This window comes from Streptomyces sp. MB09-02B (assembly GCF_033794485.1).
Lineage (GTDB): Bacteria > Actinomycetota > Actinomycetes > Streptomycetales > Streptomycetaceae > Streptomyces.
Genome location: NZ_JARGEE010000144.1, coordinates 1 through 20,047, shown reverse-complemented (window position 1 = coordinate 20,047; position 20,047 = coordinate 1). Strand labels below are relative to the sequence as shown.

At 68.3% G+C, this 20,047-nt stretch carries 15 protein-coding genes and 2 pseudogenes; 13 read left to right on the top strand and 4 right to left on the bottom strand.

The features are described from left to right. Positions 1-223: 223 nt before the first annotated feature. Together P1P70_RS20985 and P1P70_RS20980 are read left to right on the top strand one after the other, a co-directional pair. Positions 224-712 (top strand): hypothetical protein, encoded by a 489-nt coding sequence (locus tag P1P70_RS20985; protein WP_319240027.1) that lies wholly within the window; start codon positions 224-226, stop codon positions 710-712. 343 nt (positions 713-1,055) lie between these two features. Next, positions 1,056-2,129, top strand: a complete 1,074-nt coding sequence (locus tag P1P70_RS20980; RefSeq protein WP_319240025.1) for a lytic polysaccharide monooxygenase — start codon at positions 1,056-1,058, stop codon at positions 2,127-2,129. 280 nt (positions 2,130-2,409) lie between these two features. Here P1P70_RS20980 and P1P70_RS20975 read toward each other — a convergent pair. Continuing rightward, positions 2,410-3,041, bottom strand: a pseudogene (locus tag P1P70_RS20975) (glycoside hydrolase domain-containing protein); the annotation flags it as partial. Between the two features lie 168 nt (positions 3,042-3,209). On the opposite strand from P1P70_RS20975, the gene P1P70_RS20970 reads away from it, so the two are divergent. Together P1P70_RS20970 and P1P70_RS20965 are read left to right on the top strand one after the other, a co-directional pair. Next, complete coding sequence (locus P1P70_RS20970; protein WP_319240023.1) at positions 3,210-3,632, top strand: helix-turn-helix domain-containing protein; 423 nt, start codon at positions 3,210-3,212, stop codon at positions 3,630-3,632. Positions 3,633-3,653: 21 nt separating this feature from the next. After that, positions 3,654-4,511, top strand: coding sequence for a transposase (locus P1P70_RS20965; RefSeq protein ID WP_319240021.1), 858 nt, complete (start codon positions 3,654-3,656; stop codon positions 4,509-4,511). A gap of 44 nt (positions 4,512-4,555) precedes the next feature. Here the strand turns inward: P1P70_RS20965 and P1P70_RS20960 are convergent. Then, positions 4,556-5,350 (bottom strand): annotated as a pseudogene (locus P1P70_RS20960) (discoidin domain-containing protein); the annotation flags it as partial. A 470-nt stretch (positions 5,351-5,820) separates the two neighbouring features. Between P1P70_RS20960 and ngcE the strand changes: the two are divergent. Beyond that, positions 5,821-7,323: an N-acetylglucosamine/diacetylchitobiose ABC transporter substrate-binding protein gene (ngcE, locus tag P1P70_RS20955; protein WP_319240019.1), complete on the top strand. Its 1,503-nt coding sequence runs from the start codon at positions 5,821-5,823 to the stop codon at positions 7,321-7,323. An 85-nt stretch (positions 7,324-7,408) separates the two neighbouring features. Then, positions 7,409-8,335 (top strand): sugar ABC transporter permease, encoded by a 927-nt coding sequence (locus tag P1P70_RS20950; RefSeq protein ID WP_319240017.1) that lies wholly within the window; start codon positions 7,409-7,411, stop codon positions 8,333-8,335. A 38-nt stretch (positions 8,336-8,373) separates the two neighbouring features. Here P1P70_RS20950 and P1P70_RS20945 read toward each other — a convergent pair whose 3' ends face one another. Beyond that, positions 8,374-9,576 carry an RNA-guided endonuclease TnpB family protein gene (locus tag P1P70_RS20945; RefSeq protein ID WP_319240015.1) on the bottom strand — a complete coding sequence of 401 codons (1,203 nt, stop codon included), beginning with the start codon at positions 9,574-9,576 and terminating at the stop codon, positions 8,374-8,376. Positions 9,577-9,725: 149 nt separating this feature from the next. Here P1P70_RS20945 and P1P70_RS20940 point away from each other — a divergent pair, with 149 nt between their 5' ends. The 7 genes from P1P70_RS20940 to P1P70_RS20910 all read left to right on the top strand — a co-directional run bounded on the left by P1P70_RS20940 (position 9,726) and on the right by P1P70_RS20910 (position 19,670). Further along, positions 9,726-10,649, top strand: a complete 924-nt coding sequence (locus tag P1P70_RS20940; protein WP_319240013.1) for a carbohydrate ABC transporter permease — start codon at positions 9,726-9,728, stop codon at positions 10,647-10,649. Positions 10,650-10,904: 255 nt separating this feature from the next. Continuing rightward, on the top strand, positions 10,905-12,104 hold the full coding sequence (locus tag P1P70_RS20935; RefSeq protein ID WP_319240011.1) for an ROK family transcriptional regulator: 1,200 nt from the start codon (positions 10,905-10,907) through the stop codon (positions 12,102-12,104). Between the two features lie 137 nt (positions 12,105-12,241). Continuing rightward, positions 12,242-13,333, top strand: coding sequence for a sugar ABC transporter substrate-binding protein (locus tag P1P70_RS20930; RefSeq protein ID WP_319240009.1), 1,092 nt, complete (start codon positions 12,242-12,244; stop codon positions 13,331-13,333). Between the two features lie 254 nt (positions 13,334-13,587). Further along, positions 13,588-14,379 (top strand): ATP-binding cassette domain-containing protein, encoded by a 792-nt coding sequence (locus P1P70_RS20925; protein WP_078853670.1) that lies wholly within the window; start codon positions 13,588-13,590, stop codon positions 14,377-14,379. Further along, on the top strand, positions 14,376-15,710 hold the full coding sequence (locus P1P70_RS20920; protein WP_319240007.1) for an ABC transporter permease subunit: 1,335 nt from the start codon (positions 14,376-14,378) through the stop codon (positions 15,708-15,710). The genes P1P70_RS20925 and P1P70_RS20920 overlap by 4 nt, the downstream gene beginning before the upstream one ends. 278 nt (positions 15,711-15,988) lie before the next feature. Next, on the top strand, positions 15,989-17,905 hold the full coding sequence (gene dxs, locus P1P70_RS20915; RefSeq protein WP_319240005.1) for a 1-deoxy-D-xylulose-5-phosphate synthase: 1,917 nt from the start codon (positions 15,989-15,991) through the stop codon (positions 17,903-17,905). Between the two features lie 241 nt (positions 17,906-18,146). After that, positions 18,147-19,670, top strand: coding sequence for an amino acid permease (locus P1P70_RS20910; RefSeq protein ID WP_319240003.1), 1,524 nt, complete (start codon positions 18,147-18,149; stop codon positions 19,668-19,670). A 52-nt stretch (positions 19,671-19,722) separates the two neighbouring features. Here the strand turns inward: P1P70_RS20910 and P1P70_RS20905 are convergent, their stop codons facing one another. Beyond that, complete coding sequence (locus P1P70_RS20905) at positions 19,723-19,905, bottom strand: hypothetical protein (RefSeq protein ID WP_319240001.1); 183 nt, start codon at positions 19,903-19,905, stop codon at positions 19,723-19,725. Positions 19,906-20,047: the final 142 nt, after the last annotated feature.

Sequence of the window (20,047 nt, the reverse complement as noted above, 5' to 3'; positions counted from 1 at the left end):
CCACCCCCGGAACACCCAAGCTCGACACCCCCGCAGTCGCCGACCTCATCTGGGAGCTGCGCCGCCTCACCGTGAGCCAGCTCCACCAGGTCACCGACACCGCGAAGGCCCTGCGGGCGCACCCGCCGGACGACTGAGCCACGTATCCGCCCACCCACGTCCCGCATGTTCCAGGCCCGGCAACCCTGGCGATCGGGCGGCCGGAGGGCCAAGACTGGCACCCATGGATGCACCGATGCGCCGCCGCACCCCGCTCCCGTACGTCGACGAGCACACGATCCTCGTCGAGGCGGATGCCGACGAGGTCTGGTGGGCCCTGGCCGAGGCGCTCGACTGGGCCTTCTCCCGCCCCGCCGCGGTCCGTTACGCCAAGCTCGTGGGCTGCGTCGATCACACCGCGTCCGGGCCCCGCCCGCCTGCCGAGGGCGAGACGACGTTCCCCGGCTTCCGCACGCTGACCGCGATCCCGGGCAGTCGGCTGACCCTCCTGGGCCGGCACCGCTTCTCCTCCTACACCCTGACCTTCCACCTCGACGCGGCAGGACCGGACCACACCCGGCTGCGCGCCGAGACCCGTGCCGCCTTCCCCGGCCCGGCCGGCGGCCTGTACCGCCTCCTCGCCCTGGGCACCGGTACGCATGCGAGGCTCACCCGCCGCCTCCTGACCACCGCCCGGCTCCAGGCCGAGCGCCCCTGGAGAAGGTCCGGCTGAGCCACGCGGGCGCGGGAACCGCGCGCCACGCCGTCCCCGAGCCCGCGTGGCGGTTCACCCGCGGCAGTGGGCGAGGCCCTCGCGCGTCGATGCGCGACAGCCGTTTACAAGCGTGGCGCCGCGCGCTAGCTTCCGAAGCAGGTGGGGTGGGAGCGCTCCCACCCCAGGGCGAGGCGGACCGGAACCCGTCACCCCCCGGATCCGCTCCCACCCGCACCACCTGTCCGCACCGTCACCCGCACATCGGCACATCTCGCACCCGCTCATCGCCACACCCCGCACCGGCACATCGGCACGCGCACGTCCCCCCACCTCCAAGCCGTACACGCAAGGAGCGCTTGTCATGCATGTGACAAATCTACGATTAAGGCTGCCCCGCCGCCACAGCGCCCTTCTCCTCGTCCTGCTGGCCCTGGTGACCACGATCCCGGCGCTCGGCCTCGTCGTCTCCGCCGGCAGCGGCAAGGCGGAGGCGCACGGCACCCCGATGAAGCCCGGCAGCCGCACGTTCCTGTGCTGGCAGGACGGGCTGACCGACACCGGGGAGATCAAACCGATCAACCCGGCCTGTCGTTCCGCGCAGCAGGTCAGCGGGACGACCCCGTTCTACAACTGGTTCTCCGTGCTCCGCTCGGACGGCGCCGGCCGGACCCGGGGCTTCGTCCCGGACGGTCAGCTGTGCAGCGGCGGCAACACCAACTTCACCGGGTTCAACACCCCCAGCGCCGACTGGCCGTTGACCCACCTCACCTCCGGCGCGACCGTCGACTTCTCGTACAACGCGTGGGCGGCGCACCCGGGTTGGTTCTACGTCTACATCACCAAGGACGGCTTCGACCCGACGAAGGCGCTCACCTGGAACGACATGGAGGCACAGCCGTTCCTGAGTGTCGACCACCCGCCGCTGAACGGCAGCCCGGGCACGGTCGAGGCCAACTACTCCTGGCGGGGCCAGCTGCCCGCGAACAAGTCGGGCCGCCACCTCATCTACATGGTCTGGCAGCGCTCGGACAGCCAGGAGACCTTCTACTCCTGCTCCGACGTCGTCTTCGACGGCGGCAACGGCGAGGTGACCGGGATCAAGGAGCCCGGCAACCCCACCGAGCCGGTGCCGGGTGAGTGCTCCGCGACCCGCCGTACGACGGGCAGTTGGAACGGCGGCTACCAGTCCGAGGTCGTCGTCAAGAACACCGGCGACGTGCCGATGCTCGGCTGGATGGTCAACTGGACGCTGCCCGCCGGGCAGAAGGTCGACAGCCTGTGGAGCGGCAGCGCGACCTACACCGGACAGAACGTGATGGTGCACAACGCGGACTGGAACGGGTCACTGGATCCAGGTGAAACCGCGAACTTCGGATATGTGGTGCAGGGGTCGGGAGGTGATCCCGCGACCACGCTGCCCTGCCGGGTGGGCTGAGCCCGGCGCGATCGGCCCGATCCGCGGCGCCGGCCCTGTGCGGGGCGGGCGCCGTGCTCGGGGCGGACCGGGTGGGCGGGCGGTGCGTGCCCACCCGGTCCGCGAGCCGCGACCCGGTACGGGGGAGACCGGGCGCGGTGGGAGTGCGGCTGTGGGGACCCCTCGCAGTAGGACAACGTTGTCGAGTGGTCTGGACAAGACTCTATCGTTCCCACGGGCAACCAAGTCAAGCCGGTTGGATCCGTCGGAAGCCGCAGGTGCCCCGCCACCTCCGGCCAGGTCAGGACAGCAGCTCCACCTCCGCGAGCGTCGCCGTGTCGTCGAGGACGAGCCGGTAGTGGTCGTACGCCTTCGGGGCCGGGACGGAGAAGGCCCGGGTCTGGCGGTCCCAGGCGAAGGACTCGCCGGAGCGTCGGTCGAGGGTCTTCCAGGTCGTCCCGTCCGTGGAGGCCTGGAGGGTCCAGCCGGCCGGGGCCTCGGCGCGGTCGGCGGAGGTCAGCGTGTACTGAACCGCCTTGGTCCGGGCGGGAGTCTGCAGCGACACTGTTCCCGCGTCGGCCTTCGTCGACGACGTGTCGTCGCACAGCTATCCCTCGCCCTCGATCGCGTCGCTGCGCGGAGAGGGCACCTTGTCGTCCCTCGTGATCGACACCGGGGCCGCGCTCTCGCCGGTGCCCAGCGGGAGGGCTCCGGACCCATGTCGAACCTCAGAACGCCCCCGCGCGAGAGGAGCGAGTGTGGCAGCGCGGTGGACGTCCATGGTTTGCCGTTGACCTTCAGACCCTGCACGTACACGTTCCTGACGCTGTTCCTCGGGGCCTCGACCACCAGGTCCCTGCCGTTCTCCAGGTGGACGGTCGCCCTGGTGAACAGGGTGGAGCCGACGGCGTACTCGCCGCTGCCCATCACCAGCGTTTCGGGAGGGACGGTGGTGATGGGCCTTGAGCTGTCCGTGGTGCGGGTGGGGTGAGGATCCGGGGCCGGGGTAGCCCTGGAAGCCGAAAGCGTGCCCGTCACTCTCGCGGGTGATGTTGGTCGAAGGTGCGCGCGGGAGGGGAACGAGATGTCTAGGTTCGTGGCATGTCTCGATTCCGGATGTATCCGTCGCCTGTGCAGGCCGAGCAGATGCTCACGCACTGCGCGCACGCCCGGTACGTCTGGAACCTTGCCGTAGAGCAGCACGCGCACTGGCGCCGGTGGCGCAGGAGGGCGCCTGGTTTCGCGGAGCAGTGCCGTCAACTCACCGAGGCCCGGCGGAAGAACGAGTGGCTGGGTTCGGGAAACGCGGATGTGCAGCAGCAGGCGTTGAAGGATTTCGCCAAGGCCAAGAACGCCAGGTTCACATCCGGGTTCGGTGAGCCGACCTGGCGGAGGAAGCATGTGCACGAGGGCTTCCGTGTCATCGGCACCGACCGCGTACCGGAGTATCACGCGGACGGGTCGCCGAAGTTCAACGCCAAGACCGGTCGGCAGGTCCTGGGCCGGTCGGTCGTGGTGCAGTAACTCAACCGGCGGTGGGCTCAGGTGAAGGTGCCCGGTTGCGGCTGGGTCCGATTCCGTCTCAGCGCTAGGGGCAAGGGTGCGAAGCTGCCCGACGCGAAGACGTTTAGGGTCACCTTCCGCAACGGGCAGTGGCACATCGCGTTCGCGGTCATCCCCGAGCCTGCCCCTACGCCCGGCACGGGCGAGGTGATCGGCATCGACCGGGGTGTCACCATCACTGCCGCCCTCTCCGACGGCCGGAAGCTGCACTGCCCCCAGCTCACCGACAAGGAACGCGCGCAGATCCGCAAGCACCAGCGGCGGGCTGCCAGAGCCCCGAAAGGCAGCGCCGCCAAGGCGGCAGAGTACGCGAAGGCCGCCCAGCTCAGGGCGCGGGAGGCGAACCGGCGCAAGGACTGGTGCGAGAAGACCAGCACCATGCTCGCCCGCTCCTATGACCTCATCCGGTTCGAGAAGCTGAACATCAAGACGATGACCCGCTCCGCGAAGGGAACCGTGGAGCGGCCCGGCAGGAACGTGGCGCAGAAGTCCGGACTGAACCGCTCGATCCTCGCCCAAGGCTGGGGCCTGCTGCGGCAGCGCACCGGGCACAAGGCCCCCGGCCGGGTCGAAGACGTTCCCGCCCCCTACACCAGCCTGCGGTGCAGTGCCTGCGGGTGGATCGACAAGAACTCGCGCAAGAGCCAAGCCGAGTTCGTCTGTTCCTCCTGCGGCTTCACCTGCAACGCGGACACCAACGCCAGTATCAACATCGCGGCAGGACAGGGCGGGATCCCCCGCCCCCGGCGGACAGCCGGTGTCGGAGGGGCGACAACGGCCACCAGCCGTTCGAGCGCCCGTGAACCTCAACCCAACCGGGTTGGAATCCCCCTTTTCTGAGAGGGGGAGGATGTCAATGGTTGACGTACAGCGCACACTCACGAGTCCGCCGTGTGACGGCCCGCGTACCGCAGGGCCCGCTTGCCGGTGAAGCCCGCGCCGGCCTTGGCGGTCGCGGATCCGTTCGGGCCCCGGTCGACCAGCGACAGCATCTCCTTCGGTGCGGGCGCCTGCCCGCCGCCCGTGGAGAGCTGCACATCGGCGAGCTGGGTGATCATCGAGGCGCCGTTGTTCCGGGTGATGTCGAGCCGGAAGTGCCGGTACCCGGCCACCGCGTCGCCGGGGATGTCGTACGACTTCGTCTGGAACCGTTCGGCGAAGCTCTCGCCGGTGCGGGTGTCGAGGGTCTTCCACTCCTTGCCGTCCGTGGACCCCTCGAGTGTCCAGTCCCTCGGGTCGCGGGTCTCGAAGTCGTTCGCCGACGTGAGCGCGTAGGTCACCACCTCGGCCGGTTCCGCGAGGTCGAACTCGACCCAGCCGGTGGGCTGGAAGGTGAGCCACTTGGTGCCGGACTCGCCGTCGACGAGGTTCTCCTTCACCTCACCGCCGTCGGTGTTCTCGCCGCCGGCCCGGACCTCGGTGACCCGGTCGGTGATGTTGCCCGGGATGCCGGTGGTGTAGCCGCCGTCGACGCCCGAGGCCCGCGGGGAGCCGTCCGGTGCGGTGTCGACCGTGCTGACCCAGTCCGGCGCAGGGTCGTCCGGTTCGAACGAGGAGTTGAACTCCCGGGCACCGGCCGCCGGTCGGTCCGGTAACGCGACGGCCGCGCCCTGCGAGGCCATCACCAGAGCGAACGCGACGGCGCCGAACACCGCCGTGGAACTCCGTCTGTGCCGCATCAGCAGCACCCTCCCTACGTCCAGCAGACTGTTTCCGATCAAGAAGTGATCGAAAGAGGACAACGTTGTCGACCGTGTAACGCGGGGACCAGTAGGGGTTGCAGTGGCGAGTGATGTCAAGGGTGTTGGTTGTGCCATCCGGGCCGAATGGCGGGGATTTTCCGGTCAGGTGGCGCAAGGTCGCTCATATTTCCGAGAGGTCTCAACTCGGAAAAGACCGAAGGTGAACCTTGCATTCGATCTTGCCCCTCTGACGGGAAGTGGACTATACCTGTCGGCGTCCGCATAGTGGTCGCACAACCGTGGACGGCACTACCTGGGGGGAATTACCGGTGGTCGCGGACGTGTCCGCGCGCCGACCGCCGTCCTCCCCCTGTTGAATCCTCACGCACGACCCCAGCTTGAACCGACCGCGGTGCCGGGAGGATCCGGTTCACCGCCTGAGTCCTGGAGAAGGCGAGGACTTGAGCATGGGATCCACTACCGCCGAGCACGACCACGGCCCCGAGGGCGTCGGCACCACCCGCACCGAAGGCGTCGGCACCGCCCGCACCGAAGGCGTCGGCCGCCGCGACCTGATCAAGCGTTCTGCCGCGCTGGGCCTGATCACCGTCCCCACGATGAGCTTCCTGTCCGCGTGTGCCAGCAGTGGCGGGGGCGGCGAGGAGAAGGCCGAGGCGGGGGAGAAGACCGAGAAGAACCCCCTCGCCGTCAATGACACCGCGCAGATGGAGTTCGTCCTCTTCGACGGCGGCTTCGGCAAGGAGTACGCCGAGGACGCCGTGAAGATCTACGAGAAGAACTTCCCCAAGGCGAGCGTGAAGTTCTCCGCCACCCAGAAGATCCAGTCCACGCTCCAACCCCGTTTCAACCAGGGCACCCCGCCGGACCTGATCGACAACTCGGGCGCCGAGCAGATGGACATGGGCGTCCTGGTCGGCAAGAACCAGCTCGCCGACCTCACCCCGCTGCTCGACGCCCCGTCCTACGACGACCCGGACAAGAAGGTCCGTGACACCCTGCGCCCGGGGATCGTGGAGATGGGCCAGTTCGACGGCGACCCCGTCTGGATCATGTACTACGCCTACACCGTGTACGGCGTCTGGTACTCCCAGAAGGCCCTGGACTCGCTCGACGAGCAGTACCCGGAGACCTGGGACCAGATGCTCGCCGTCTGCGAGAAGGCCAAGAAGAAGGACATGGCCGGCTGGACGTACGCGGGCAAGTACCCGTACTACATCCCCTTCTCCCTCTATCCGATGATCGGCAAGGTGGGCGGCCGGGAGGTCCTCGACGCCATCGACAACCTGGAGCCGAACGCCTGGAAGCACCCCGCGGTCAAGGCCTGCTTCGACGCCTACTACGAGCTCTACGCCAAGGGCTACATCCTCAAGGGCACCCCGGGCCTGGACCACATCCAGTCGCAGACCGCCTGGGCCCAGGGCAAGGCGCTGTTCATCCCGAACGGCTCCTGGGTGGAGAACGAGTCGGCGAACGTCATCCCCGAGGACTTCGACCTCGCCGTCTCCGCACCCACCGGGATCGACAGCTCGGACAAGATGCCCTTCGGCACCATCTGGGCCTCCGGCGGCGAGCCCTTCATCGTCCCGGCCAAGGCGAAGAACGGGGCCGGCGGGATGGAGCAACTGCGCATCATGCTCAGCGAGGTGTCGTCCAAGAACTTCACCAGCAAGGTCAAGTCGCTGACCGCGTACAACGGCGGCACCGACGGCATCACCCTCACCCCCGGGCTGAAGTCCGGGGTCGCGGCTCTGGAGCTGGCCGGTGAGAACGTGGTGAACCCGCGCATCCAGGACTGGTACGTGCAGTTGCAGAAGGAACAGATCGGTGTGGCGGGTCTCGGGGAGATGATGGCCGGCCGGCTCACCCCGGCCGAGGCCATCAAGAAGATCCAGGGCTTCGCCGACGCGGCGGCCAAGGACTCGTCGATCAAGCACTACAAGCACCAGTGATCCGTCGTCACCAGGGCCCGTCCGGGGCGCACCGCCCGGACGGGCCCTGGCGGCCGGATCCGCGCGCAGATCGGGGTCGGTGGTAATGCAGCACGGCAAGTACCGGTTCATCGTGGGGTTCTTGGCGGTACCCCTCGGGATTTATGCCCTTTTCGTCGTCTGGCCGTTCATCCAGTCCATCTATTACTCGTTCACGGACTGGACCGGGCTCAGTCCCGAATTCAAGATGGTCGGGTTCGCCAATTACGAGCGGATGCTCGACGACGCGATCTTCTGGAAGTCTTTGCAGCACAGTCTGCTGTTCGCGCTGGTGCTGCCGGTGGTGACGATCGGGCTCGCGCTGTTCTTCGCCTTCATGATCAATGTGGGGGGACGTCACCGCAGGGGCGGACCGGTCGTCACCGGAGTCCGCGGCTCCTCCTTCTACAAGATCGTCTATTTCTTTCCGCAGGTGCTCTCGATCGCGATCGTGGCGCTGTTGTTCGCCTTCGCGTACAATCCGGACAGTGGCGCGATCAACTCGGTCCTGCGCGGCATCGGCCTCGACAGCGTCCAGCCGCTGTGGCTGGGCGATCCGGATCTAGCCCTGTGGGCCGTGATGGCGGTGCTCGTCTGGTCCACGGTCGGTTTCTTCGTGGTCCTCTTCTCGGCGGGCATGGCGTCCATCCCGACGGAGATGTACGAGGCGGCGCTGCTCGACGGGGCGAACCGCTTCACCACGTTCTTCCGGGTCACCCTGCCCCTGCTGTGGGACACGGTGCAGTCGGGCTGGATCTACGTGGGCATCCTCGCGCTCGGCGCCGAGGCGTTCGCGGTCGTGCAGATCATGACGACCGGGCCCGGCGGCCCGGACTACTCGACCACCGTCATGGTCCTCTACGTGTACCAGAAGGCGTTCCGCGACGGGCAGGCCGCCTACGCCACCACGATCGGCGTCGCCCTGCTCGTCGTCACGCTGGCCTTCGCCGCCGTCGTGATGCGGCTGGGCCGACGCGAGCGGCTGGAGTACTGAGCTGTTGACTTCATCCCCCTCGTGAACGAGGGGGATTCCTACGGCTCGCGCCGTGGGGGTTTCTGCTTCACCGCCGACTGCCCCGTCCGGGAGGACTCCCGTTGAGGTCTTACACCGGCTCCACAGACAGACACCGCCAGCCCGGCGGCCAGAAGGTTCTTCGCCGCGTTCACGTCCCGGTCATGGACCGTGCCGCACTCACACGTCCACATGCGGACGTTGAGCGGCAGCTTCGCCCGGATCGTGCCGCAGGCGCCGCACAGTTTCGAGCTGGGGAACCAGCGGTCGACGACCACGAGTTCCCGCCCGTACCAGGCGGTTTTGTATTCCAGCATCATCCGCATGTCGCTCCACGCCGCGTCGGAGATGGCGCGGGCGAGCTTGTGGTTTCTGACCATGTTGCGGACGGTGAGGTCCTCGATCACGACCGTTTGGTTCTCACGGACGAGTCGGGTGGTCAGCTTGTGGAGGAAGTCCCGGCGCCGGTCGGCGATCCGGGCGTGGACGCGGGCGACCTTCCGGCGGGCCTTGGCCCGGTTGGCGCCGTCGCCTTTGGCCTTGCGGGACAGTTCCCGCTGGGCTTTGGCGAGCCGGGCCCGGTCCTTGCGCTCGTGCTTGGGGTTGGCGATCTTCTCCCCGGTGGAGAGCGTCACCAGGGACGTGATCCCCAGGTCGATGCCGACCGCGTTCGTGGTGGGCGGGGCCGGGGTGATCGCATCGTCGCAGAGCATCGAGACGAACCAGCGTCCGGCCGCGTCCTGGGACACGGTCACCGTGGAAGGTGTTGCGCCCTCCGGGAGCGGCCTCGACCACACGATGTCCAGCGGCTCGGCCATCTTGGCGAGGGTCAGCTTGCCCTCGCGGAAGCGGAAACCGCTGGTGGTGTACTCCGCGCTCTTGCGGGACTTCTTCCGCGACTTGAAGCGCGGGTACTTCGCGCGCTTGCCGAAGAAGTTCGTGAACGCCACCTGCAAGTGCCGCAGCGCCTGCTGGAGCGGAACCGACGACACCTCGCCCAGGTAGGCCAGTTCCCCGGTCTTCTTCCACGCGGTCAGCATCGCGGAGGTCTGGTTGTAGTTGACCCGCTCCTGCCGCGTCCACGCTTGCGTACGGGCATCGAGCGCCATGTTGTAGACCTTCCGCACGCATCCGAAGGTGCGCGACAGCTCAGCTGCCTGCGCGTCCGTCGGATAGCAGCGGTACTTGAACGCCCGCTTCACACGGTTCGTGGTCACGCTCACAAACTAGTGCCACTACTGGTAAGTCCAAATCTGCACGTCAGCGCACTGTGGTGCGCCCTGGCGGCGAATCCCGCTCCCTGCCCTGCTCCGCAGGAGTCCGATTCCTCCCCGGCCTGAAGTGAAGGCCGGGGTTTCCTCGGAGGTATCCGATGAAGACGACCGACACCCCCGCCCCCGTACCGGCCGAGTCCGGTGCTCCCGTCGCCAAGATCGACCGCCCGGCCGGACCGCGCCGGGAGGAGAAGAAGGAGGGCGTCACCCTCAACGTCTTCTCGCACGCGATCCTGATCATCTGGGCGATCATGGTCGTGATGCCGTTGCTGTGGGCGGTGATGACGTCCTTCAAGGACGACCGCTCGATCTTCGCGTCGCCCTGGGCGCTGCCGGACAGGTTGCACTTCGACAACTGGTCGCGGGCCTGGACCGAGGCCAACATGAGCGACTACTTCCTCAACACCGTTCTGGTGGTGGGGGGTTCGCTGATCGGCACGCTGGTGCTCGGGTCGATGGCGGCGTACGTGCTGGCCCGCTTCGAGTTCCCGGGCAACCGGTTCATCTACTTCCTGTTCATCGGCGGCATGAGCTTCCCGATCATGCTGGCGCTGGTGCCGCTGTTCTACGTCGTGAACAACATGGGCCTGCTGAACACGATCCACGGGCTGATCCTGGTCTACATCGCGTACTCGCTGCCCTTCACGGTCTTCTTCCTGACCGCGTTCTTCCGCACCCTGCCGACGTCGGTGGCGGAGGCTGCCTTCGTGGACGGCGCCTCGCACACCAGGACGTTCTTCCAGATCATGATGCCGATGGCCAAGCCCGGTCTGATCAGCGTCGGCATCTTCAACTTCCTCGGCCAGTGGAACCAGTACATGCTTCCCACGGTCCTGAACACCGACCCGGACAAGCGGGTCCTCACCCAGGGCCTGGTCCAGCTGGCCGTCAGCCAGGGGTACAAGGGCGACTGGTCGGGCCTCTTCGCCGGCCTGGTGATGGCGATGCTGCCGGTGCTGGCCGCGTACATCGTGTTCCAGCGGCAGGTGGTGCAGGGACTGACCGCGGGGGCGCTCAAGTAACGAAGCGTGCGGTCCATCGCGACGACCTGCTCCCGGGACCCCTGCGAGTAGCCGGTCCCAGGACCCCAAGTAGCCGCAGAGTGACATTTAGTGGTCAGTCGGCGACCCCAGTTTCCCTCAAGGACTTGACTGCGGTAACCCGTTCAGCGGAGCTTGGAGTTCACAACTTGTAAGTGACCCGGGTTTCATGGCTGTGACCTGGGTCACCCGGGCGGCGTGCGGGCCGCCCGGTCTGGGACGGGAGTGGATGAGTCGATGGAGACTCCGGGGTCGCAGTCGTCGCTGCACCGAGCAAATCTCGAGCGCGTCGTACGGGCGGTGCGTCTCGCCGGGTCGCTCACGCAGGCGGAGATCGCCAGGACCACCGGCCTGTCCGCGGCCACGGTCTCCAACATCGTGCGCGAGCTCAAGGACGGTGGAACCGTCGAGGTCACGCCCACTTCGGCGGGTGGCCGCCGGGCGCGCGCGGTCTCGCTGAGCGGGGACGCCGGCATTGTGATCGGCGTGGACTTCGGGCACACGCATTTGCGCGTCGCGATCGGGAATCTCGCCCATCAGGTGCTCGCCGAGGAGGCCGAGCCGCTTGATGTGGACGCCTCCTCGACCCAGGGTTTCGACCGGGCCGAGCAGCTTGTCACCCGGTTGATCGAGGCCACAGGGGTGGATCGTACGAAGATCGCGGGTGTGGGCCTCGGGGTGCCCGGCCCGATCGACGTGGAGTCCGGGACGCTCGGCTCCACCGCGATCCTGCCGGGCTGGACCGGCACCAAGCCCGCCGCCGAGATGCAGGACCGCCTCGGCGTCGCCGTGCACGTGGACAACGACGCCAATCTCGGCGCCCTCGGTGAGCTGGTCTGGGGCAGCGGCCGGGGGGTGCGGGACCTGGCGTACATCAAGGTCTCCAGCGGCGTCGGGGCCGGACTGGTGATCGATGGCAAGATCTACAGGGGCCCGGGTGGCACAGCGGGAGAAATCGGGCATATTACTCTTGATGAATCCGGCCCGGTCTGCCGCTGCGGCAACCGCGGCTGTCTGGAGACCTTCGCCGCCGCGCGCTATGTGCTGCCGCTCCTCCAGTCCAGCCACGGCACCGATCTGACCATGGAAGGAGTCGTGCGGCTGGCGAGGGACGGGGACCCGGGCTGTCGTCGGGTGATCGCCGACGTCGGCCGACACATCGGAAGTGGAGTCGCCAATCTCTGCAATCTGTTGAACCCGAGCCGCGTGGTCCTCGGTGGTGATCTCGCCGAGGCCGGAGAGCTGGTTCTCGGACCCATAAGGGAGTCGGTCGGCCGGTACGCGATCCCGAGTGCCGCACGTCAACTCTCGGTGCTGCCAGGGGCACTTGGCGGCCGCGCGGAGGTCCTCGGGGCCCTGGCGCTGGCCCTCAGCGAGATGGGTGATTCGACCCTTTTGGACGGGACCCTCACCGCGGCAACCCCTGTCTTCACTTAGAGAACGAAACACGCCGTTGCCAAGCCGTTAAGGATTTACTTCTTGACGTCGCACGTGTGGCCGAGTTGACTTCCAGCCACCTCGGCCGCAGTGCTGCGGCCCGTGTCAGGGAGGCACAACCCAAAATGAACGCAACGATGCGTAGAGTCGTGATCGGCGCCACCGCGGTTTCGCTGGCGCTCTCCGTGGCCGCCTGTGGCAAGGCCGGCGACGACAACGACTCGGACAGCGGCAGCACCGGTGGAGGCGACAGCAAGACGATCGGTCTGCTCCTGCCCGACAACGTCACCGCGCGCTACGAGAAGTTCGACCGTCCGTACTTCGAGGACAAGGTCAAGGAACTCTGCGAAGACTGCAAGGTCGAGTACGCGAACGCTGCCGCCGACCCCACCAAGCAGGCTCAGCAGATGAGCACCATGGTGACCAAGGGTGTCAAGGTCATCGTCGTCTCCGCCCAGGACTCCGCCGCCATCAAGTCCTCCATCCAGTCCGCGGTGGACAAGGGCGTCAAGGTCGTCGCCTACGACCGTCTCGCGCAGGGCCCGGTCTCGGCCTACGTCTCCTTCGACAACGTCAAGGTCGGCGAGCTGCAGGGCGAGGCCCTCATCGCCGCGCTCGGCGACAAGGCGACCCCGAAGGCCAAGGTCGTCATGATCAACGGCGACGACGCGGACCCGAACGCCGGTCAGTTCAAGGAGGGCGCGCACAAGGCCCTCGACGGCAAGGTCGACATCGCCTACGAGCAGTCCGGCCTCTGGAAGGACACCGTCGCCGCCCAGAAGATGTCCGCGGCCATCACCCAGCTGGGTGCCAAGAACATCGCCGGCGTCTACGCCGCCAACGACGGCATGGCCGGTGGCATCGCCAACACCCTCAAGGGTGCGAAGATCAGCGGCATTCCGCTGACCGGCCAGGACGCCGAACTCGCGGCCATCCAGCGGATCGTCGCCGGCACGCAGTCCTCCACGGTCTACAAGGCCTACAAGCCGGAGGCCGACACGGCCGCCGAGCTCGCGGTCAACCTGCTGGAGGACAAGGACATCAAGTCCCTGGCCGACACCGAGGTGACCAGCGGGTCCGGCGACAAGGTCCCGGCGAAGCTGCTGACCCCGGTCTCCGTGACCAAGGACAACATCAACGACACGGTGGTCAAGGACGGCCTCTACAAGGTCACCGACATCTGCACCCCCGAGTTCGCCAAGGCATGCAAGGAGGCCGGCCTCGAGTAGTCGCTCGGGCCCGAGACCGCCGGGGGTCGTCAGAGGGACGACCCCCGCGGTCCCGTAGAACCTGTCCGACGCCCGCCCCGACTTCAGACCCCGCTTCCGGGGCGGGCGTCGGACGGAACCGCTGCCGAGAGGGCAGCGGCCACAGACATGTTCACCTTGTAAGCCGTGTGCGACGGCCCCCACCCCCGGGGCCGGCACATTCCTCCGCGCCTGGTCTCAAGCGCGGCATCCCCGCCGGTCAGGCGGCGAAGGAGATGGTTCACGTGTCCGCTACGCCCGTGCTGGCGTTGCGCGGAGTCTCCAAGCGATTCGGTGCGGTGCAGGCACTCACCGACGTCGAGCTGGAGGTCCACGCCGGTGAAGTGGTCGCCCTGGTGGGCGACAACGGCGCCGGAAAGTCCACCCTGGTCAAGACCATCGCGGGTGTCCACCCCATCGATGAGGGCGTCATCGAGTGGCAGGGCGACCCGGTCAAGATCAACAAGCCGCACGACGCCCAGGGCCTCGGTGTCGCGACGGTCTACCAGGACCTCGCGCTCTGCGACAACCTCGACGTCGTCGGCAACCTCTACCTCGGTCGCGAACTGCTGCACCGGGGCGTCATCGACGAGGTGACGATGGAGAAGAACTCCCGGGAGCTGCTGTCCACGCTCTCCATCCGGATCCCGAGCGTACGGATCCCGATCGCGAGCCTCTCCGGCGGTCAGCGCCAGGTCGTCGCCATCGCCCGTGCCCTCATCGGTGACCCCAAGCTCGTCATCCTGGACGAGCCCACCGCCGCCCTCGGTGTCGAGCAGACCGCTCAGGTCCTCGACCTGGTCGAGCGGCTGCGCGAGCGCAACCTCGCCGTCATCCTCATCAGCCACAACATGGCCGACGTGAAGGCGGTCGCGGACACCGTGGCCGTCCTGCGGCTGGGCAAGAACAACGGCTCCTTCTCCGTGAAGGACACCAGTCACGAAGAGATCATCGCCGCGATCACGGGTGCCACGGACAACGCCGTGACCCGTCGCGCGGGGCGGCGCACCACGGAGGCGGCAAAGTGAGCGACACGTCCAAGACCGTGAAGAGCGATTCCGCGACGGGCACCGGGGCGGGCGGCCAGACCACGGTCGCGCCCGCCGACGACCCCACGGCCGCGCCCGTCACCGTCGTCGACCCGCGTCTGCTGGTCCGTGAAGAGGGCCTCAAGGGCTACGTCACCGAGTTCAAGCGCAAGGTGAAGGGCGGCGAGCTGGGCTCGCTGCCGGTGGTCATCGGCCTGATCGTCATCTGGACGATCTTCCAGCTCCAGAACGATCGTTTCCTCAGCGCCGACAACCTCTCGAACATCAGCTACTTCCTCTCGGCCACCGGCATGCTCGCCATCGGCCTGGTGTTCGTGCTGCTGCTCGGTGAGATCGACCTGTCGGTGGGCTCGGTCAGCGGTCTGGCCTCCACCGTGTTCGCCGTGTTCGTGGTCACCAACGGGATGAACGCCTGGTTGGCGCTGGTCCTCGCGGTGCTCACCGGTATCGCCATCGGAGCGCTGCAGGGCTGGTTCTTCGCCAAGATCGGCGTACCCGCGTTCGTCGTCACCCTGGCCGGTTTCCTCGGCTGGAACGGCGTGATGCTGTGGCTGCTGGGCGAGAGCGGCACGATCAACATCCCGTCCGACGAGGGCCCGATCCGCCTGCTCGGCCAGAGCTCCTTCTTCATGGACCAGGCCATCATCGGCGCCTGGCTGCTGGCCGGTCTCGCCGTCGTCCTCTCCCTCGTCGGCAACCTCAACGAGCAGCGCCGTCGCCGGACCGCGGGCGTCCCGTACCGGGCGACCAGCGAGATCCTGCTGCGCGTCGGCGCGCTCGCCCTCGCCGCCTTCGCCGCCGCTGCCGTGCTCAACAACGCGTCCGGTGTCTCCAACGCGCTGGTGATCTTCCTCGCGGCGCTGGTGATCGTGGACTTCGTGCTGCGGCGCACGACGTACGGCCGCAAGGTGTTCGCGGTCGGCGGTGGCATCGAGGCCGCCCGCCGCGCCGGTATCAACGTGCCGATGATCCGGATCACCGTGTTCGCCATCTCCGGTGGCTTCGCGGCGATCGGCGGCATGTTCTTCGCCGGTCAGACCGCGAGTGCGACGCTGTCAGCCGGTGGTGGCAACATTCTGATGCTCGCGATCGCCGCGGCCGTCATCGGCGGCACCAGCCTCTTCGGCGGGCGGGGGTCGGTGTGGTCGGCGCTGTTGGGCATGCTCGTCATCCAGTCGATCCAGACGGGTCTGGACCTGCTGAACATGAACCAGTCGATCCAGTACATGATCACGGGTGCGGTGCTGCTGGGCGCGGTCGTCATCGACTCCGTCAGCCGTCGGAGCCAGAAGGCGGCGGGTCGCGCCTAGACGCCGTCGGGGCGGGGGCGTTCCGCGGGTGCCGGTCCGTTCCGGCTGGTCGCGCGGTTCCCCGCGCCCCTGCGGGGCGCTCATGTGCCCGGTGCCTTCAAGGCACCGGGCACTTCCGCTTGTTGTCGGACGTTTCGTACGGGTACGTCTGCGCAGGATGGTTTACGGCCGTTCGCGTGACACGGGACCCGACCGCCCGGCGGTCGGCCCGGTGCGCGGAAGATTAGACTTCGTCGAGCCCGGTAACGCTCGAACAGCACTATCGCAAGGAGGCACGGGTGCCGCTGCTGACCCGCATCAGGGGACCGCGCGATCTGGACCGGCTCAGCCTGGAGGAGTTGGACCAGCTGGCGGAGGAGATCCGGACCTTCCTCGTGGAGGCGGTGTCGAAGACCGGCGGTCACCTCGGCCCGAACCTCGGCGTGGTCGAGCTCACCATCGCCCTGCACCGGGTCTTCGACTCGCCCAAGGACAAGGTGCTGTGGGACACGGGGCACCAGTCCTACGTCCACAAGCTGCTGACCGGCCGCCAGGACTTCTCCAGGCTGAAGATGAAGGGCGGCCTGTCCGGCTACCCCTCGCAAGGGGAGTCCGAGCACGACGTCATCGAGAACAGCCACGCCTCCACCGTCCTGGGCTGGGCCGACGGCCTCGCGAAGGCCAACGAGGTGCTGAAACGCGACGACCACGTGGTCGCGGTCATCGGCGACGGCGCGCTGACCGGCGGTATGGCCTGGGAGGCGCTCAACAACATCGCCGACGCCAAGGACCGCCCCCTGGTCATCGTCGTCAACGACAACGAGCGCTCGTACGCGCCGACCATCGGCGGCCTGGCCAACCACCTGGCCACGCTGCGGACGACGGACGGCTACGAGCGCTTCCTCGCCCGTGGCAAGGACCTGCTGGAGCGCACCCCGGTCGTCGGCCGGCCGCTCTACGAGACGCTGCACGGTGCCAAGAAGGGGCTGAAGGACTTCATCGCCCCGCAGGGCATGTTCGAGGACCTCGGCCTGAAGTACGTCGGCCCGATCGACGGCCACGACATCGAGGCCCTGGAGTCCGCGCTGTCCCGCGCCAAGCGGTTCGGCGGGCCGGTCATCGTGCACTGCCTCACCGAGAAGGGTCGCGGCTACCAGCCCGCCCTCCAGGACGAGGCCGACCGCTTCCACGCCGTCGGCAAGATCCACCCGGACACCGGTCTGCCCATCGCCTCCTCCGGCGCCGACTGGACCTCCGTCTTCGGCGAGGAGATGGTCAAGCTCGGCAAGGAGCGCGAGGACATCGTCGCCATCACGGCGGCCATGCTCCAGCCGGTCGGCCTCGACAAGTTCGCCAAGGCCTTCCCCGAGCGCGTGTACGACGTCGGCATCGCCGAGCAGCACGGCGCGGTCTCGGCGGCGGGCCTCGCCACCGGCGGCCTGCACCCCGTCTTCGCGGTGTACGCCACCTTCCTCAACCGGGCCTTCGACCAGGTCCTGATGGACGTCGCCCTCCACAAGTGCGGTGTGACGTTCGTCCTGGACCGGGCCGGCGTCACCGGCACCGACGGCGCCTCCCACAACGGCATGTGGGACATGTCGATCCTCCAGGTCGTCCCGGGGCTCAGGCTCGCCGCGCCGCGTGACGCCGACCAGGTCCGCGCCCAGCTGCGCGAGGCCGTCGAGGTCACCGACGCGCCGACCGTGGTGCGCTTCTCCAAGGGCGCCGTCGGCCCCGCCGTGCCCGCCCTGCGCCGTGTCGGCGGCATGGACGTGCTGCGCGAGCCTGGCACCGACACCCCCGACGTGCTCCTCGTCTCCGTCGGCGCCCTCGCGCCGATGTGCCTGGAGATCGCCGGCCTGCTCGACAAGCAGGGCATCACCACGACCGTCGTCGACCCGCGCTGGGTCAAGCCGGTCGACGAGCACATGGCGCCGCTCGCCGACAAGCACCGTGTGGTCGTCACCGTCGAGGACAACTCCCGCGTCGGCGGCGTCGGCTCGGCCGTCGCCCAGGCGCTGCGCGACGCAGGCGTGGACATCCCGCTGCGCGACTTCGGCATCCCGCCGCGCTTCCTCGACCACGCCACCCGCGCCGAGGTCCTGGCCGAGATCGGGCTCACCGCGCCCGACATCGCCCGCCAGGTCACCGGACTGGTCTCCAAGCTCGACGGCCGCCTCGACGCGCCCGCCGAGGCGGAACCCGCGCGTGACTGACGCACCCGCGCGCGACTGACGTACCCGCGCGCGACTGACGTACCCGCGCGCGACTGACGTACCCGCTTGGGCCGCTCGGGCCGGTTTCACCATCCTTTACGGTGGTGAGACCGGCCCATTCGCGTGAAACCGCTCGCGCCGGGGCATACGGTCCCCCAGCTCTCGGCTTCGCTCGACCCGGGGGGACCCCCATCGCCCCCTCTCGATCATGTCGAGGACGACAAGCGTGGGAGGTACGCCCGTGAGCAGCACACTCTTCCGGACCAAGAAGGTCGAGCAGTCCATCCTCGATACCGAGGAGCCAGAGCACGCGCTCAAGAAATCCTTGTCCGCGCTGGATCTGACGGTCTTCGGCGTCGGCGTCATCATCGGCACCGGCATCTTCGTCCTCACCGGCACGGTGGCCAAGAACAACGCCGGTCCCGCCGTCGCCCTGGCCTTCGTCGTGGCCGGCGTCGTCTGCGCCCTCGCCGCCCTCTGCTACGCGGAGTTCGCGTCCACGGTCCCGGTCGCCGGTTCCGCGTACACCTTCTCGTACGCCTCCCTCGGGGAACTGCCAGCCTGGATCATCGGCTGGGACCTGGTCCTCGAGTTCGCGCTGGGGACGGCGGTGGTGGCCGTCGGCTGGTCCGGCTACATCCACTCGCTGATGGACAACGCGGGCTGGGACCTGCCGGCCGCGCTCGGCACGCGGGACGGGGCCGACGGCTTCGGCTTCGACATCCTCGCCGCCGCGCTCGTCCTGATCCTCACCGCCATCCTCGTGGCCGGCACCAAGCTCTCCGCGCGGGTCACCTCGGTCGTCGTCGCCATCAAGGTGACGGTCGTCCTCACCGTGATCATCGCGGGCGCCTTCTTCGTCAGCAGTGACAACTACGACCCGTTCATCCCGAAGGCACAGGAGGTGCCGGCGGGCGACAGTCTCCAGGCCCCGCTGATCCAGCTGCTGTTCGGCTGGGCGCCCGCCAACTTCGGTGTGATGGGCATCTTCACGGCCGCCTCCGTCGTCTTCTTCGCGTTCATCGGCTTCGACGTCGTCGCCACGGCCGCCGAGGAGACGAAGAACCCGCAGCGCGACATGCCCCGGGGCATCCTCGGCTCCCTCCTGATCTGCACCACGCTGTACGTGGCGGTGTCGATCGTCGTCACCGGCATGCAGCACTACACCGACCTGTCCGTGACCGCGCCCCTCGCCGACGCGTTCAAGGCCACCGGGCACCCGTGGTTCGCCGGCTTCATCAGCTTCGGCGCCGCCGTCGGTCTGACGACGGTGTGCATGATCCTGCTGCTCGGCCAGACCCGGGTGTTCTTCGCGATGAGCCGCGACGGACTGCTGCCGCGCTTCTTCTCCCACGTCCACCCCCGGTTCAAGACCCCGCACCGGCCGACCATCCTGCTCGGTGTGGTCATCGCGATCGTCGCGGGCTTCACCCCGCTGAGCGAGCTGGCCGAACTGGTGAACATCGGCACGCTGTTCGCCTTCGTGGTCGTCGCGATCGGGGTCGTCATCCTCCGCCGGAGCCGCCCCGACCTGCACCGGTCGTTCCGCACCCCCTGGGTGCCGTTCATCCCGATCCTGTCGGTGTGCGCCTCGCTGTGGCTGATGCTCAACCTGCCCACCGAGACCTGGCTCCGCTTCGCAGCCTGGATGGCCCTCGGCATCGTCGTCTACTTCGTCTACGGCCGCTCGCACAGCCGGCTCGCGCGTGGTGAGGGACGCCCCGCGGACGAGGTCGGGGGGCCGTCGGGACGCGGCACCCCGTAGCCGAACACCGGTGCCCGCGGGGGCTCTGTGCCATGCCGGGGGCACCGGCTTCCTACCGCGAGGTGACATCGTCCGCGCTCTTGCGGCTGGGCGCCGAGGTGGTACCCGGGCGCGGGTCGTGTCGGCCCGCGCCCCCGGCGACGAGCAGCTGACCGGGCACCGTCAGCCGCCGGATCTGCGGTACGAGGAGTGTGCAGGCCGTCGTCGCCACGACCACGATCCCGCAGATCGACATGGCCGGCCGGGTCCCCACCGCCGCCGAGAGGGGCGCTGCGGCGCCGTCCCCCTGGCCGCAGGCCCGGTGCGGGCTTCCGTCAGCGGCTCAGGAACCGCCGCGCACTGTCCGCGGACCGGTCACCTCGGCACCCAACCCGCCC

Bases quoted from the DNA above. Each gene is read 5' to 3' on its own strand.
- ngcE (WP_319240019.1), top strand. From the start codon at position 5,821: ATGGGATCCACTACCGCCGAGCACGACCACGGCCCCGAGGGCGTCGGC.
- P1P70_RS20980 (WP_319240025.1), top strand. From the start codon at position 1,056: ATGCATGTGACAAATCTACGATTAAGGCTGCCCCGCCGCCACAGCGCC.
- P1P70_RS20930 (WP_319240009.1), top strand. From the start codon at position 12,242: ATGCGTAGAGTCGTGATCGGCGCCACCGCGGTTTCGCTGGCGCTCTCC.
- P1P70_RS20985 (WP_319240027.1), top strand. From the start codon at position 224: ATGGATGCACCGATGCGCCGCCGCACCCCGCTCCCGTACGTCGACGAG.
- P1P70_RS20905 (WP_319240001.1), bottom strand. From the start codon at position 19,905: ATGTCGATCTGCGGGATCGTGGTCGTGGCGACGACGGCCTGCACACTC.
- P1P70_RS20925 (WP_078853670.1), top strand. From the start codon at position 13,588: ATGGTTCACGTGTCCGCTACGCCCGTGCTGGCGTTGCGCGGAGTCTCC.
- P1P70_RS20950 (WP_319240017.1), top strand. From the start codon at position 7,409: ATGCAGCACGGCAAGTACCGGTTCATCGTGGGGTTCTTGGCGGTACCC.
- P1P70_RS20940 (WP_319240013.1), top strand. From the start codon at position 9,726: ATGAAGACGACCGACACCCCCGCCCCCGTACCGGCCGAGTCCGGTGCT.
- P1P70_RS20935 (WP_319240011.1), top strand. From the start codon at position 10,905: ATGGAGACTCCGGGGTCGCAGTCGTCGCTGCACCGAGCAAATCTCGAG.
- P1P70_RS20970 (WP_319240023.1), top strand. From the start codon at position 3,210: ATGTCTCGATTCCGGATGTATCCGTCGCCTGTGCAGGCCGAGCAGATG.